Below are 14,982 nucleotides of genomic sequence, written 5' to 3'. Positions count from 1 at the left end.
TGATGTTGACCCATTCCTTCGCCCGGAAGCTGCGGCTGCGGCGGCTGCACCGCCACGGCGGCGAGCGGCTGCTGATCGTGCCGCTCGACCACTCGATCACCGACGGACCGGTGACCGGCGGCAACCGGCTCGACCATCTGGTGGGGCAGCTCGCCGTCAACGGCGTGGACGCCGTGGTGCTGCACAAGGGCAGCCTGCGCTATGTCGACTCGGCCCGGTTCGCCCGTACGTCGCTGATCGTGCATCTGAGCGCCAGCACCGTGCACGCCCCCGACCCGGACGAGAAGTACCTGGTCGCCAGCGTCGAGGAGTGCCTGCGGCTGGGCGCGGACGCGGTCAGCGTGCACGTCAACCTCGGCTCCGCCCAGGAGCGCCAGCAGATCGCGGACCTGGCGGCGGTCGGCGACGCCTGCGACCGCTGGAACGTTCCGCTGCTCGCCATGATGTATCCGCGCGGTCCGAAGATCACCAACCCCCGTGACCCGGCGCTGATCGCCCACGCGGCCTCGCTCGCCGCCGACCTGGGCGCCGACATCGTCAAGACCGTCTGCGCCGAGACCATCGGCGAGATGCGGGACATCACCAGCGCCTCCCCCGTCCCGCTCGTCGTGGTCGGCGGCCCCCGCGAGCCCGACGAGAAGCGCGTGCTCGCCTACGTGGACGAGGCGCTGCGCGGCGGCGCGTCCGGTGTCGCGATGGGCCGCAACGTCTTCCTCGCACCGGACCCCGGGGCCATGGCCGCCAAGGTGTCCCGCCTGATCCACCCCGCCGTACGGCGCGAGGTGCCGACCGACCATGTGCCGGCGCCCAACGCACCCGCCGATGACCGCACCGCCCCGTTGACCACCGTCTCTTAAGAGGAGTTCTTCCCATGAAGATCAGCTGGCTCGACGCCCGTTCGCTCGGCGACGCCAAGGAGGCCATCCTCCAGGAGGCCCTGCACTACCGCCTGGAAGGCATCGTCGCCGAGGACCCCGCCGACTTCGCCGACCTGCCGCCGACCCTCACCAAGGTGCTGCTGCCGCGCAAGGAGCTGCCCGCCGAGTTCGGCGACGCCTCCGTGGTCATCGTGGACCCGGCCGTGCACGGCGTGACCCCGGCCGAACTCGCCCTGAAGTACCCGGACATCGAGTTCGGCCGCTTCGTGGAGATCATCGACGCGCCCACCCTGGAGGACGCCTGCGAGTCGGCGCGCACCGAGAAGTGGAGCGTGCTGCTCTTCCGCGACCCCACCAAGATCCCGCTGGAGATCGTGATCGCGGCGGCCGCCCGCGCCAAGGGCAGCATGATCACGGTGGCCAAGGACGTGGAGGAGGCCGAGATCATCTTCGGCGTCCTGGAGCACGGCTCGGACGGCGTGATGATGGCGCCGGCGGCGGTCGGCGACGCGGCCAAGCTGAAGGCCGCCGCCACCGCCGACGTGCCCGACCTCGACCTCGTCGAGCTCACCGTCGAGAAGACCGAGCACATCGGCATGGGCGAGCGCGCCTGCGTCGACACCTGCACGTACTTCCGCGAGGACGAGGGCATCCTGGTCGGCTCGCACTCCAAGGGCATGGTCCTGTGCGTCAGCGAGACGCACCCGCTGCCGTACATGCCGACCCGGCCGTTCCGGGTCAACGCGGGCGCGATCCACTCGTACACGCTCTCCAAGGACGAGCGGACCAACTACCTCAGCGAGCTGAAGGCGGGCAGCAAGGTGCTCGCCGTCGACATCAAGGGGCAGACGCGGCTGGTCACCGTCGGGCGGGTCAAGATCGAGTCCCGGCCGCTGATCTCGATCGACGCGGTGGCGCCGAACGGGCAGCGGGTGAATCTGATTCTTCAGGACGACTGGCACGTGCGGGTGCTCGGCCCCGGGGGTGTCGTGCTCAACAGCACCGAGCTGAAGCCGGGGGACACCGTTCTGGGGTTCCTGCCCAGCGAGGACCGGCATGTCGGTTACCCGATCGATGAGTTCTGCCTGGAGAAGTAGCGGTTCGCTGCGCGGTTGTTCGTCTGCGGGCCGCCTTGGGCTGAGCGCGCCCGCGGCGGAGCCGCAAATGTCACACCCCCCGCGCCCCTGTAGGGCGCCCAGCACCGCAGGTGCTGGGCGCCCCCCGCCCGCCCCATCCCCACCACAGAAAGGTCGCCCCATGCTGAATCGTCGCGACGTGATCAAGCGGGGCGCTGTTGCCGCCACCGTTGTCACCGGGCTCTCCGGAGCCGCCGGGATCGCCGTGTTCGGGGCCTCGGGGTCCGGTGACGCCGTCGCCGCCGCCCCCGCCGCCCACGGTGACGACTACACCGAGACCTACAAGGGCCGCGCCATCCGCGTCACCGCGATGGGCGCGGACCACGCCGTCTCCATAGACGGCCGGCCGCTGTCCCTGATGAAGCTCGGCGAGGGCGCCTACCTGAGCGCCCTGTGCCACTACGAGGTCGCCAAGTCGCCGCTGCACGCCGCGCGCGCCGCCGTGGACGAGTTGCGCGGCGCCAACCTCGTACCGCTCGGCGAAGCCTCCCACCACTCCATGTGATCCCGCGAGATTGAGGAACAAGGCCATGACGCACGTCCGCAGGAACCACCTGGACCTGTCGCGCAGCGAGCGGCGGCGGTTCATCAAGGCCGTCCTGGAGATCAAGCGGCGCGGGATCTACGACAGGTTCGTCAAGCTGCACGTCGACGTGAACTCCCAGGACTACCTGGACAAGGACACCGGCAAGCGGGTCGGGCACATCAACCCCGGCTTCTTCCCCTGGCACCGCCAGTACCTGATGGAGTTCGAGAAGGAGCTGCGCCGGGTCGACCCGACGGTGACCCTGCCGTACTGGGACTGGACCATGGACCAGTCGAAGGACTCGCCGCTGTGGCAGGACGACTTCATGGGTGGCGACGGGCGCCCGGACGACGGCATGGTCATGACCGGCCCGTTCGCCTACCCGAACGGCTGGGAGCTGAAGGTCAACGTGCAGCCCGAGGGCCCCGAGAGCCCGGCGCTGAACGGCCACTACACCGTGGACGACCGCAAGTTCCTGATCCGCCGCATCGGGCAGAAGCTGCCCTCGCTGCCCTCGCCCGAGCAGTTGCAGCAGACCATGGACCTGCCGGTCTACGACTGCCCGCCGTGGAACTACACCTCCGGCAGCACACCCCCGTACAACAGCTTCCGCAACCATCTGGAGGGCTACACCAACTTCGCCTGGGAGCCCCCGGCGGGGAAGCTGCACGGCGCCGGCCACCAGTGGGTGGGCGGGCACATGATGTACATCTCCTCGCCCAACGACCCGGTGTTCTTCCTGCACCACTGCTTCATCGACAAGATCTGGGGCGACTGGCAGGCGCTGCACCCGGACGTGCCGCACTACCTGCCGCAGGAGCCGACCCCCGAGGTCGCCGACCCGAGCACGCCCCTCTACCCCTGGCACACCAAGACGGTCGCCGAGGTCATCGACCACCGCCGGTTCTACACGTACGCCTGACGGCGAGAGAGGGGTCCCAGACATGTGCGGCATCGCAGGGTGGGTCGGCTACTCCCACGACGTGAGCGAGCACCAGGACAGCGCCCGGGCCATGACCGCCACCATGGTCTGCCGCGGGCCCGACGCGGGCGGGGTGTGGACCGACCGGCACGCGGCCCTCGGCCACCGGCGGCTGGCCGTCATCGACATCGAGGGCGGCCGCCAGCCGATGACCTCCGGGGAGAGCGGCACCCCGCAGGCGGTCATCACCTACAGCGGCGAGGTCTACAACTTCCCCGAGTTACGGCAGGAGTTGACCTCCCGGGGCCATCGCTTCCGTACCGCCAGTGACACCGAGGTGGTGCTGCGGGCCTATCTGGAGTGGGGCGAGTCCTTCGCGGAGCGCCTGAACGGCATGTTCGCGTTCGCCATCTGGGACACCCGCACCGAGGAACTGCTGCTCGTACGCGACCGGATGGGCGTCAAACCGCTCCTGTACTACCCGACCGACGACGGGGTGCTCTTCGGCTCCGAGCCCAAGGCGATCCTGGCCCATCCGCTCGCCGAGGCGGTCGTCGACGCCGAGGGCCTGCGCGAGGTGTTCGGGCTGACGATGACCCCCGAACACGCCGTGTTCCGGGGCATGTACGAGGTGCGGCCCGGCACCATGGTGCGCATCTCGCGGCGCGGGGTGCGCAAGATCCGGTACTGGCAGCTGGAGTCGCGCCCGCACACCGACGACCTCGACACCACCATCGCCCACGTGCGCGAACTGCTCGACGACATCGTGCGCCGCCAGCTGGTCTCCGACGTACCGCTGTGCTCGCTGCTCTCCGGCGGGCTCGACTCCAGCGCGGTCACCGCGATCGCCGCCCGCGCGCTGGACGCCGAGGGCGACGGCGAGCGGATCCGTACGTTCTCCGTCGACTTCACCGGGCACGCCGAGCGGTTCGAGGCCAACGCGGTGTGGGAGGCGCCCGACGCGCCCTTCGTACGGGAGGCCGTCGCGCACATCGGCACCGACCACGAGGACATCGTCCTCGACAACGCCGAACTGCTCAGCCCCGAGGTGCGCGGCGCGGTGCTGCGCGCCCTGGACCTGCCGACCGTCACCGGCGACATGGAGTACTCGCTCTACCTCCTCTTCCAGGCCGTGCGGGCCCGCTCGACGGTCGCCCTGTCCGGGGAGTCCGCCGACGAACTCTTCGGCGGCTACAGCCACTTCCACGACCCGGAGGCCGTCTCCTCGGCCACCTTCCCCTGGCATCTGCCCTACCGGCGGGCCGGCGGTCTGGACGCGCTGCGCACCATCGGCCTGTGGGACCGGCTCGACCTCGGCGCCTACATCGACCAGCGCTACAAGGAGGCCCTGGCCGACGTCCCGGCGCTGGCGGGCGAGAGCGCCGAGGAAGCCCGGATGCGGGAGATCAGCCATCTGCATCTGACCCGCTTCGTCACCTTCCTGCTCGACCGCAAGGACCGGATCAGCATGGCGGTGGGCCTGGAGGTCCGGGTGCCGTTCTGCGACCACCGTCTGGTCGAGTACGTCTTCAACACCCCGTGGGCGATGAAGACGTTCGACGGCCGCGAGAAGAGCCTGCTGCGCGCGGCGACGAAGGACGTGCTGCCCGCCTCGATCGTCGAGCGCAAGAAGAGCCCGTACCCCTCCACCCAGGACATCGAGTACGAACGCGCCCTGCGCGGGCGGATCGCGGAGCTGGCGGCGGGCGACTCCCCCGTCCTGGACCTGGTCGACCCGGCCGGGCTGCGCCGCCTCCTTGAGAAGCCCGAGGGCTCGTACTCGATCGGCGGGCCCTACAGCGGGCGCGCCGTGATGGAACGGCTCGTGGACCTGGACACCTGGATCCGCGACTACGGCATCCGCTTCGTACCCGAGGGCGGCTGAGGTGCCGACTCCCGCGATACGGCGGCGGGCCGTGCTGGCGGCGGCCGCGGGCGCGGCCGTCGTCGGGCCACGGGCGGCCGCCGCGACCGCGCCGGGCCCGGTGGTGGCGCACACCTCCGCCGGGCCGGTGGCCGGGGAGCGGACCGGCGAGAGCGTGGTCTTCCGGGGGGTGCCGTACGCGCGCCCCCCGGTGGGGCCGCTCAGATTCGCCTCGCCCCGCCCGCCGCTGCCCTGGCGGCAGGTGCGCGACGCCACCCGCTTCGCGCCCGCGTTCACCCAGAACCTCGACCCGGACAGCCGCGAGGACGCGCTCTGCGCCAACGTCTGGACCCCCGACACCCACGGCCGCAGACCGGTCCTGGTCTACATCCACGGCGGCGGCTGGCAGGTCGGCGCGGGCAGCCTGCCCACGTACGACGGCAGCCGCCTCGCCGCCCGGGGCGACCTCGTGGTGGTCACCTTCAACTACCGCCTGGGCCCGTTCGGTTTCGGCTACCACGAGGACCTGACCGACGACGCCACCGGCGACTGCGCCAACTGGGCCCTCCAGGACCAGGCGGCCCTGCTGCGCTGGGTGCGCGAGAACGCCGAGGCGTTCGGCGGCGACCCGCACAACATCACCCTCAGCGGCACCTCGGCGGGCGGCGCCTCGGCCTGGCAGCTGGCGCTGCGCGCGGATGTACGGAGCATCGTGCGGCGGATCGTGCCGATCAGCGCCTGCCACGTCTGGACACCCGCCACCTCCCTGACCGTCCCGGACGCGCGCCGGGCGTACGAGGAGCTGGCGTCCCAACTCGGCACCACGGTACGGGGATTGCGCGCGGTCCCCGCCGACGCGATCCGCACCACGTGGAACGGGCTCTTCGCGGGCGCCCCGGCCGGGCGCGCGCTGGGCAGCGGGCGCGAGTACCGGGGCCCGGTCGTCGACGGGCGCTGGATGCACGGCTTCGACCACCAACTCCCCACGCCCGCGCTGCCGGTGCTCTCCGTTCACACCCGTACGGAAGGCTCCTTCTACACCGGCCCCGGCTCGCCGATCCCCACCCCGGCCCCGACCGACGACGCGTCCCTTCGCGAGGCCGTGCGCGGGGTGCTGCTCAAGGGTGCCGCGAGCGTGCCGGACTCGCTGGTGGACGGCTGCCTCGACGCGTACCGGGCGGCGGCCGTGGCCGACGGACTGCCGCTGGATCCCGTGTCGTTGTGGACCGACATCTGGGGCGACGGCCTCTTCCGGTACCTGGACATCCGCCTCGCCGAGCGGCACGCCCGTACGGGGTCGGCGCCCGGGTATCTGATGGAGTTCGCGCACCCGGCCCGCGCGCCCTGGTTCGGCACCCCGCACGAGCACACCTCGCCGTTCCTGTTCGGCACGTACGGGATCGCGGAGAACGCCCCCGAGTGCGGGACCGGGCCCGGCGAGCGCGGGGTCAGCAACGCGTTCGTCGACGCGGTGGCGTCCTTCGCCCGCAGCGGGGACCCCGGCTGGCCGGTGTTCTCGCCGGACCGCCCGAGCACGCTGATCCTGGGCGAGCCGGGCGGCCCGCGCGTCGCGCACCCCACCAAGTCCCGCCAGCTCCGCTTCTGGGACGACAGCGGCTGGACGCCGCGCGTCGTCTGAGCGGCGGCGCCGCCTACCCGGCGGCACCCGAGGGAGTCGTCGCCCCCCGCAGCGACGACTCCCTCGGCATGAACCGCGCCGGAATCGTCTGCTCCTGCGGCACCTTCCCACCGGACGCGCCCTCGACCAGGTCCACCAGGGCCGTCACCGCCGCCCGCGCCGTGCGGTGCGGGGCGAGCGAGACGGTGGAGACGGGCGGGGCCGTCGTCGCGTACGCCGGGTCCTCACTGGCGCACACCACCAGCAGATCGCCCGGCACCCGCAGCCCGCAGCGCGCCGCCGAGGCCAACACCCGGTGCCCGCACGGGTCGTAGAGCCCGTACACCGCGTCCGGGGCATCGCCCCCGCCGAGCAGCGCGTCCAGGGTGCGACCGGCCGTATCGCCGAAGTCCAGCGGCACGACGCGGGGCGAGGTGCCGCGTGCGGCACACCACTCCTCGTACGCGGCGCGGCAGCCGCGCGTGTAGTGCTCCTCGCCGGGGCCCGCGACCAGGGCGATCCGGCGTGCGCCGCGCGCGGCGAGGTGGTCCAGGACCTCGCGTGTGGTGGCCCGGTGGTCGTTGTCCACCCATGCCTCGCGCGCGCCGAGCCGGTCCGGGCGGCCGTCGAAGACCAGCGGCAGCCCCCGCTCGCGCAGCACGCGGACGACGGGGTCGTCGGCCGGGCTGTCCAGGACCACCACCCCGGCGACCGGCACGGTCCGCCACAGCGCCTCGGCGGGCCCGGCGGGCAGCGCGATCAGGGCGTACCCGCGCCGGTGGGCGGCGGCGGTCGCGGCGCTGATCGCCCGGGCGTAGAACGGGATCCCGGCGAAGTCCCAGGAGAGCGTCCCGTACGTGGTGACGGCGAGCCCGAGGGTACGCGGCGGGGGCTCGCCGTACCCCAGCGCGACGGCGGTCGCGCGCACCCGCGCACGGGTCGCCTCGGCCATGCGGCCGGTGCCGTTCAGGGCGTTGGAGACGGTCGCCGTGGACACCTCGGCCGCGCGGGCCACTTCGGCGCGGGTCACTCGGGGCACGGGTCTCAGCGTACGGAATCCGTCGGAAGAAGGGGAGTTCGCGGAGCGGATCGTCTGCGGCGGGGCGCTGGTGGTTAAGGGATTAATCGCGAAGGGTCGAGGCGGTCACGACACCCTCACCGCCCCTCCACCCACCCCCAGGAGCAGCCATGCGCAGCAGCAGTTCCCAGCCCTCCCGTCGCCGGGTCCTCGCGACCGCCCTGGGCGCGGCCGTGGCCGTGCCGGTCGCGGCACCCGGCACGGCCACGGCGGCCACGGCGGCCACCGCCTCGTCGAAGCGGCGGTCGGCCGCGCTCGTCGTGCACCACGGGCGCGTGCTCACCGGTGAGGCGCACGCGCCCGTCGAGGAGGCCGTCGCCGTCGGGCGGGACGGGACCGTGCTCGCGACCGGCACCGACGCGGCGCTGAAGCGCTTCATCGGGCGGGACACCGAAGTCGTGGACGCGCGCGGGGCGACCGTCATGAGCGGGATCCACGACGGCCACGCGCATCCGCTGAACGCGGGCGAGCGCACCCTCCACCCCTCCCTGGCCGGGGAGAGCCTGACCGTCCCCCAACTCCAGGACCGGATCCGGGAGTTCCTGGTCGCCGACACCGCCCACGAGCCGGACGGCTGGCTGGTCGTCGAGGACTGGAACCCCGTGGGGCTGCTCCCCGCCGGTACCGTGCCGCACCACCGGATGCTCGACGCGCTGCCCACCCGCCGCCCCATCGCCCTCATCGGCGACGACGGGCACAACGCCTGGGCCAACCAGCGCGCCCTCGACCTCGCACAAATCACCGCCGCGACCCCCGACCCGTCCGGCGGCCACATCGTGCGCGACCCGGACGGAACCCCGGGCGGCCTGCTGAAGGACACCGCGCAGGACCTCCTGACCCGGGTGATCCCGCCGCCCACCCGAGCCCAGCTCGTCGACGCCTGCGCCAAGGCGCTCGCGCAGGCGGCGGCCTGCGGGATCACCACGTTCATGGACGCGTCGGTCGGGACCCACCAGCTCGACACGTACGCCGCGCTCGCCGCCGCCGGACGGCTGCCGCAGCGGATCGTGCCCGCGCTCCTGATCGGCCCGGACCTGGCCAAGGACCCGGCGGCGGCGCTGCGCCACCTGCGCGAGCTGCGCGCGCGGTACGGGCAGGTGCCCGGGCTGCGGTTCGGCACGGCCAAGGTGTTCCTGGACGGGGTGATCGAGTACCCGTCGCAGACGGCGGCGCTGCTCTCGCCGTACCTGGACGCGGACGGGAAGCCGACGGACCACCGGGGCGACCTCTACGTCTCCGCCGCCGACTACGGCCGCCTCGCGACCGTCCTCGACCGCGCCGACTGGCAGCTGCACGCGCACGCGATCGGGGACCGGGCGGTCCGGACGGCGCTCGACGGATACGAGGCGGCGGTGCGGGCGAACGGGCGGCGCGGCAACCGCCACACCGTCGCGCACCTCCAGCTGGTGCACCCCGACGACCACCGGCGGTTCGCGCCGCTCGGCGTGGTGGCGTGCATGCAGCTCCAGTGGGCGATGCGGGACATCTGGACGATGGAGGCGCTGCTGCCGTACATCGGCCCGGAGCGCCACCGCCTGCTCTACCCCGCGCGCAGCCTGGAGCGCCACGGCGCCACGCTCTCCGGCGGCTCGGACTGGCCGGTCGACCCGCTCCAGACGTGGAACCAGATCCGCACGGCGGTCGACCGCGAGGGCTCGGAGGCGGGCGAAGGCGCGCTGTACCCGGAGCGGGAGGGTCTGAGCCGGGCGTCGTCCCTGCGCATGCACACGGCGGGCACGGCGTACCAGCTCCACATGGAACGGCTGACCGGCCGCCTGCTGCCGGGGATGGCGGCGGACCTGGTGGTCCTGGACCGGGATGTGACACGGGTGCCCGTGCGGGAGATCTCCGGGGTGGGAGTGCGTCTGACCCTGGTGGGCGGCCGGGTGGTCCACGAGGGCACGCCCCCGTCCCCGTCTGCGCCGTCCCCGGCCCGCCCGGCGGCCCTGTCCGGGGTGCACGGCGGGCGCCACGGGAGCTGCGGCTGCGGGTGAGCTGCGGCACGGTGGGGGCTGGTCGCGCAGTTCCCCGCGCCCCTGGAAGGGCCCTTCGGGCCCATTCAGAAGCGCGGGGCGTCGCCGAAAGGAGGGCCCGAAGGGCCCACTTAGGGGCGCGGGGCTGTGTCGATTTGCGGCTCCGCCGCGTGGGCGCGACCAGCCACAGACGGTCCGCAGCCGAAATCAGTGCTGGGTGCGCAGCTCCGCCGGGCACGCCGTACCCCGCCGCAGGCTGTACGGTGCCGCGAGGCGATACGTGCCCGCCTTGGGGGCGAGCAGCTCGGTCCATTCATCCCCCGCCGCATCCTCCGGCGCCTTCCACAAACACCCGTTCGGGTTGTCGTACGTCTTCGGCTCACCACGCGCCCGACGCTTGGACGCCGCGGTCTCCTGCGGCGGCTCGACACCCTTGCCCTTCTCGTCGACCAGCTTCAGCCACGGCGAGTACGGGATGCGGATCAGGATCCGGCCGGGGGACTTCACGATCACCGTCAGCTCGCCCTCGTCCGCCCGCTGCACGGTCGCGGGCGGGTCGGCGAGCGGGGTCGGGTCGGTGACCGCGTACAGCCGCCAGTTGGCGTTGCGCCACAGCTCCTTGAGGTACGGCTGGCCCTCCTGGAGCAGCTTCGCCTCCTTGATGTCGCCCTTGCCGTCGGCCGGGCCCATGGGCAGCACCACGTAGTGGACGGCCCAGCGGTCCAGCCAGCCCCGGTAGCTCGCCGAGTTCAGCGTGTCGTCGTAGAAGAGCGGGTTGCGCTCCATGTCGGCCTGGCGGTTCCAGCCCCGGGCGAGGTTGACGTACGGGGAGAGGGCCGAGGCCTCGCGGTGGCTGGAGGCGGGCACGACCTCGACGCGGCCGCGCTCGGCCCCGACCTCCTGGAGCTGGTCGACGAGCGGGGCGAGCTCGCGCGCCCAGGACGCGGCCGGCAGGGTGCGGACGATGTCGTCGACGGCCTTGAAGCCGATCCAGAAGTTCATCCCGGCGAAGGCGATGACCAGGACGTACCACGGGCGCGAGCGGGGCACCACGTACGGCAGGGTGGCCAGCAGCACCACGCCCGCGAAGAGCATCGCGAGCCGGGTCACATTGGACCCGATCTGCGAGTCGATCAGCCAGGTCAGCAGCGTGCCGACGGCGTAGACGGCGGATCCGGTGCGGACCGTCTTCCACTCCTTGGGCGCCAGGTACAGCACGATCACCGCGAAGAGGAACGGCAGCGAGGTGCTGGCCAGCGACATCGGCTGGGTGCCCGAGAACGGGAACAGCCACGCGGAGAGCGCCACCACGATGACCGGCGGCACACCGAGGGAGTACGCGCCCGGGCGGCGCCCGTTCAGGAACAGCGCGGCGGCGACCACGCCGAGGAAGAGCCCCGCGACGGGGCTGCTCAGGGTCGCCAGGCCCGCCAGCGGAGCCACGACCGCGCCCTTGGCCCACCGCTCGGTGCGCCAGCGGTGCGGCCAGCAGAAGACCGCCGCGACCGCGCCGAGCGCGAACATCGTGCCGAGCCCGAAGGTCACCCGGCCGGACGTGGCGTTGCACAGGAAGGCGAACAGCGCCGCGAAGGCGCACGGCAGCGGATTGCGCACGGCCCGCACCCGCACCAGGATCAGCGTGGTCAGCGTCACCGAGACGGTGCCGGCGATCATCATCGTGCTGCGCACGCCGAGCACCGACATCAGATACGGCGACACCACGCTGTACGAGACGGGGTGCATCCCGCCGTACCAGGCCAGGTTGTACGCGGACGCCGGGTGGCGGCCGACGAACTCGGCCCAGGCGTCCTGGGCCGCGAGGTCGCCGCCGCTGTTGGCGAAGAACAGGAACCACAGGACGTGCCCGACGGCGGCGACCGCCGTCATCGACCAGACGGGATGCTTCAGCATCAGCGCACGTACCCGGCACAGCAGCCTGCGGTCCGTCTCGGGGGCATCGCCCTCGGACGTGTCGTCCACGCGCGTGTCCAGGCCGCTGTCCGTGCTCACGTCCCGGTCCTCGTTCGTGTCCTGTATTCGCCCCTCCGGTTCGGCGGAGCTGCTGCCGTCGGCGCGCGCGGGCGTCGGCTCAGCGGTGGTCACTGCGGCTCTCCCGCCTCACACTGTCACGTTCATGGGACGTCTCTCGCCCCGTCGCTCATAGGGACGCCGCCCCGCGTCCTCCAGTTGACCGAAGCTAGCACGAGGGCGCCACCGGAGACCGGGGCGCCCTCGTGGTCAGCGGCCGACGATCAGCCCAAACGGGTGAGCTTCGACCCGAAGCCGGGCTCGGCGAGCGCCTTCTGCAGGGCCACCGGCGCGGAGACCTGACCGGCACCGGAACCCACGGTCAGCTGCCCGACCACGGTGCCCGCCTTCGCGGAGTGCGGCACCTTGGCGCCCGTCGCCGTCAGCGCGATGGTGGTCCGCAGCCCCGGCCAGCCGGCGACGGTCAGGTCCTTGGTGGCGACGACCGGCGTCTTGCCGCCGAGCCCGTCGTCCACATATCCGACGACCGTGTCCTTCTTGATCACCGTCGCCGACGTGAGGCTCTTGCGGGTGTCGATCAGCACGTCCTTGCTCACCTTGTTCACGGTGTCGAGGATCGAGACGCCCTTGTGCTGGCTCAGGACCGCGCCGACGATCGTCTGCTTCGTCCCGCCGACGTCCTTGGTCGCCGCGAAGAGCAGGTTGCCGCCCGCCTTGGTGGTGGAGCCGGTCTTGATGCCGATCGCGCCGTTGTAGGGGACGAGGGTGTTGTAGTTGCGCCACGCCTTGCCGGACGGGTCGGTCCAGCTCGGCTGCTTGGTGATGTCGACGAGCGCCGGCATCTTCACCAGCTCGGTGGCCAGCTTCACCTGGTCGACCGCCGTGGAGACGGTCGTGGCGTTCAGACCGGACGGGTCGGTGTACGTGGTGTTCGTCATCCCGAGCTCCTTCGCGGTGTCGTTCATCTTCTTGACGAACGCCGCCTCGGAGCCCGCGTCCCAGCGTGCGAGGAGCCGTGCCACGTTGTTCGCGGACGGAATCATGACCGCGCTGAGCGCGTCCTTCTGGGAGAGGTTCTGACCGGCCTTGATGGTGTCCACGGTCGACTCGTCGCCGGTCTTGTTGTAGCCGCCCTCCTTCTCCGCGAGCTTGTCGACGGGGATGGAGGCGCCCTTGGAACCGGGCTTCATCGGGTGGTCGCGCATGATGATGTACGCGGTCATCGACTTGGTGACACTGGCGATCGGCACCGGCTTCTCCTCGCCGAACCGCCCCACCGTGCCGAGCCCCGACACGGTGATCAGGCCCTGCCCCTCGGTGGGCCACGGCAGCTGGGGAGCGGCGCCGTCGAAGGTGTACTCCGCGGCCGAGGTCATCTTCAGGGCCGGGTCCGGCAACGGGCGCACGTACTGCACGACCGCGAAGACCACCAGCAGCAGGATGACCAGCGGGGTCCAGATCTTGAACCGCCGGACCACGGTACGGACCGGGGTCTGCGCCGGGGGCGGCGTGTTCGTCAGCTCGGCGAGCAGATCGAGCGGCGGCTTCGGCGGCAGCGGCTGCTGCCGGGTCCGCTCGGCGGCCTCGGGCAGCGCGGGCGCGGCGTCCGGGACCTGGATGCGGGGGGAGGTGGGGGTCTTCACGTACGGGGCGGCCGCGTTCGTGGCCTTGGCCTCGCCACCGGCTCGGGCCTCGGTCGCCTTCGCGGCGGGGCGTACGTCGTCGGAGCGCAGCGGGACGAAGGTGCTGGTCTGCTCGGAGTCGGACTCCGGCTTCCCCGCGCCCTTCCCCTTGGACGGCAGCCGGATGGCGGTGGTCGGCTGGTCCACGACGGGGGGCCGGACGGCCTTGAAGACGGTGGTGGGCTGGTCGACCGCGTCGCCGCCCTTGTCGTCGTTCTTGTCGTCGGACTTGTCCGCGTCCGCGCCGTCGACCTCGCTGCCCGGGGAGAGCTTCGCACCCCAGGAGGCGGCCCGGGCGGCGGGCTTGTCGGCGTCGGTGTCGGCGTCGCCGTCCTCGGCGGTGGCGTCAGAGGCGTCGTCGTCGGCCTTGGGGGTGGCCGGGGCCGTCTTGGCCGCGGCGGCGGGCTTCTCGGCCTTGGGCCGGGCGTCGGGCTCCGCCTTGGCCTCGTCGGCCTTCGGCTTCGCGTCTGCCTTCGGCTCGACGGCGGGCTCGGCTTCCGCCTTCGGCGTCGGCTCGGTTTCGCCCTTCGGCTCGGCGTCCGGCTCGCTGTCGCTGTCCGGCTTCGCGGAAGCGACCGGCTCGGCGTCGGCGTCGGGCTTCGGCTTCGCGTCCGTTTCCTGCTTCGGCTTCGGCTCGTCGCCGGGCCCCGCCGCGGGGGCGGGCACGCTCTCGCGTACGTCGTCGGGCTCGGCGGGGCCGGACGCGGCCTTCGCACCGTCCTCGGCGCTCGGCGTGTCGCCGTCCTCCGGGTCGCCGTCGGTGGCCACCCACGCCGCCACGGCCGCCCGCAGCCGGGTGTCACGGGACTCGGCGTCCTCCTGGCGCGGGGCGCGGAACACGGCGGTCGCCTGGTCCACCGAAGCGGAGGCGGAAGTGGAGGCGGAAGCGGAGCCGCCGTCCTCGGCGAGGTCGGGAGCGGACCCGTTCGCGGACCCGTTCGCGGACCCGTTGACCGAACCGCTCACGGAACCGTTCGCCGAACCATTGGCGGAACTGTTGGCGGAACCATTGGTTCCGGCCTTGCCCGACACGGCCCCGTTCGAGGACCCCCCCTTGGAGGACCCGTTCGAAGACCCGTTGGTGGACCGATTCGCCGAACCGTTCACGGACTCGGCCGCGTCCACCGGGGAACCGGACGGGCGGGCGGGGCCGTCCCCGGCCCCGAACACCGCTACACGCGGATCGCGTTCGCCCGGAGTCGTCTCCCCCGACGACTGCTGCTGCTTCGACCTGTCGGGGGACTCGCCCGCCACCGATGCCTCCTCCCGGCGCCCCGGGGCGCCGTCCGAACCTGTCCGAACCATCTACCAGTGTC

9 protein-coding genes and 1 pseudogene are annotated in these 14,982 nt (G+C 72.5%); 7 read left to right on the top strand and 3 right to left on the bottom strand.

The window, feature by feature from the left end; translation table 11 throughout:
* Positions 1–2: 2 nt before the first annotated feature.
* The 6 genes and pseudogenes from ACGFRG_RS27345 to ACGFRG_RS27320 all read left to right on the top strand — a co-directional run bounded on the left by ACGFRG_RS27345 (position 3) and on the right by ACGFRG_RS27320 (position 6,965).
* Positions 3–826, top strand: a pseudogene (locus ACGFRG_RS27345) (2-amino-3,7-dideoxy-D-threo-hept-6-ulosonate synthase).
* A 45-nt stretch (positions 827–871) separates the two neighbouring features.
* On the top strand, positions 872–1,975 hold the full coding sequence (griH, locus tag ACGFRG_RS27340; RefSeq protein WP_361433889.1) for a 3-amino-4-hydroxybenzoic acid synthase: 1,104 nt from the start codon (positions 872–874) through the stop codon (positions 1,973–1,975).
* Positions 1,976–2,135: 160 nt separating this feature from the next.
* Positions 2,136–2,519: a tyrosinase family oxidase copper chaperone gene (locus ACGFRG_RS27335; RefSeq protein ID WP_393268131.1), complete on the top strand. Its 384-nt coding sequence runs from the start codon at positions 2,136–2,138 to the stop codon at positions 2,517–2,519.
* Positions 2,520–2,544: 25 nt separating this feature from the next.
* On the top strand, positions 2,545–3,462 hold the full coding sequence (locus ACGFRG_RS27330; protein ID WP_361433124.1) for a tyrosinase family protein: 918 nt from the start codon (positions 2,545–2,547) through the stop codon (positions 3,460–3,462).
* 22 nt (positions 3,463–3,484) lie between these two features.
* Positions 3,485–5,347: an asparagine synthase (glutamine-hydrolyzing) gene (gene asnB / locus ACGFRG_RS27325; RefSeq protein WP_393268127.1), complete on the top strand. Its 1,863-nt coding sequence runs from the start codon at positions 3,485–3,487 to the stop codon at positions 5,345–5,347.
* Between the two features lies 1 nt (position 5,348).
* The gene (locus ACGFRG_RS27320; protein ID WP_361433129.1) at positions 5,349–6,965 is read left to right on the top strand and encodes a carboxylesterase/lipase family protein; all 1,617 of its coding nucleotides are present in this window, start codon (positions 5,349–5,351) and stop codon (positions 6,963–6,965) included.
* A 13-nt stretch (positions 6,966–6,978) separates the two neighbouring features.
* Here the strand turns inward: ACGFRG_RS27320 and ACGFRG_RS27315 are convergent, their stop codons facing one another.
* Positions 6,979–7,983, bottom strand: coding sequence for a LacI family DNA-binding transcriptional regulator (locus ACGFRG_RS27315; RefSeq protein WP_393268125.1), 1,005 nt, complete (start codon positions 7,981–7,983; stop codon positions 6,979–6,981).
* A gap of 149 nt (positions 7,984–8,132) precedes the next feature.
* Here ACGFRG_RS27315 and ACGFRG_RS27310 point away from each other — a divergent pair, with 149 nt between their 5' ends.
* On the top strand, positions 8,133–10,016 hold the full coding sequence (locus ACGFRG_RS27310; protein WP_393268122.1) for an amidohydrolase: 1,884 nt from the start codon (positions 8,133–8,135) through the stop codon (positions 10,014–10,016).
* 186 nt (positions 10,017–10,202) lie between these two features.
* Here the strand turns inward: ACGFRG_RS27310 and ACGFRG_RS27305 are convergent, their stop codons facing one another.
* Together ACGFRG_RS27305 and ACGFRG_RS27300 are read right to left on the bottom strand one after the other, a co-directional pair.
* On the bottom strand, positions 10,203–12,098 hold the full coding sequence (locus ACGFRG_RS27305) for an MFS transporter (RefSeq protein ID WP_393268119.1): 1,896 nt from the start codon (positions 12,096–12,098) through the stop codon (positions 10,203–10,205).
* A 149-nt stretch (positions 12,099–12,247) separates the two neighbouring features.
* A complete protein-coding gene (locus ACGFRG_RS27300) occupies positions 12,248–14,632 on the bottom strand; it encodes a D-alanyl-D-alanine carboxypeptidase (protein WP_393268117.1) in 2,385 nt (794 codons plus the stop codon).
* Positions 14,633–14,982: the final 350 nt, after the last annotated feature.

Origin of the sequence: Streptomyces sp. NPDC048696 (assembly GCF_043198895.1) — a bacterium.
Taxonomy (GTDB): Bacteria; Actinomycetota; Actinomycetes; order Streptomycetales; family Streptomycetaceae; genus Streptomyces.
The sequence above is the reverse complement of the archived record's forward strand: the minus strand, read 5'-3'. Positions and strand labels throughout refer to the sequence as shown.

What these genes read in the sequence shown, in the direction of transcription:
- ACGFRG_RS27310 (WP_393268122.1), top strand. Translation starts at nt 8,133, where the DNA reads ATGCGCAGCAGCAGTTCCCAGCCCTCCCGTCGCCGGGTCCTCGCGACC.
- ACGFRG_RS27335 (WP_393268131.1), top strand. Translation starts at nt 2,136, where the DNA reads ATGCTGAATCGTCGCGACGTGATCAAGCGGGGCGCTGTTGCCGCCACC.
- griH (WP_361433889.1), top strand. Translation starts at nt 872, where the DNA reads ATGAAGATCAGCTGGCTCGACGCCCGTTCGCTCGGCGACGCCAAGGAG.
- ACGFRG_RS27330 (WP_361433124.1), top strand. Translation starts at nt 2,545, where the DNA reads ATGACGCACGTCCGCAGGAACCACCTGGACCTGTCGCGCAGCGAGCGG.
- asnB (WP_393268127.1), top strand. Translation starts at nt 3,485, where the DNA reads ATGTGCGGCATCGCAGGGTGGGTCGGCTACTCCCACGACGTGAGCGAG.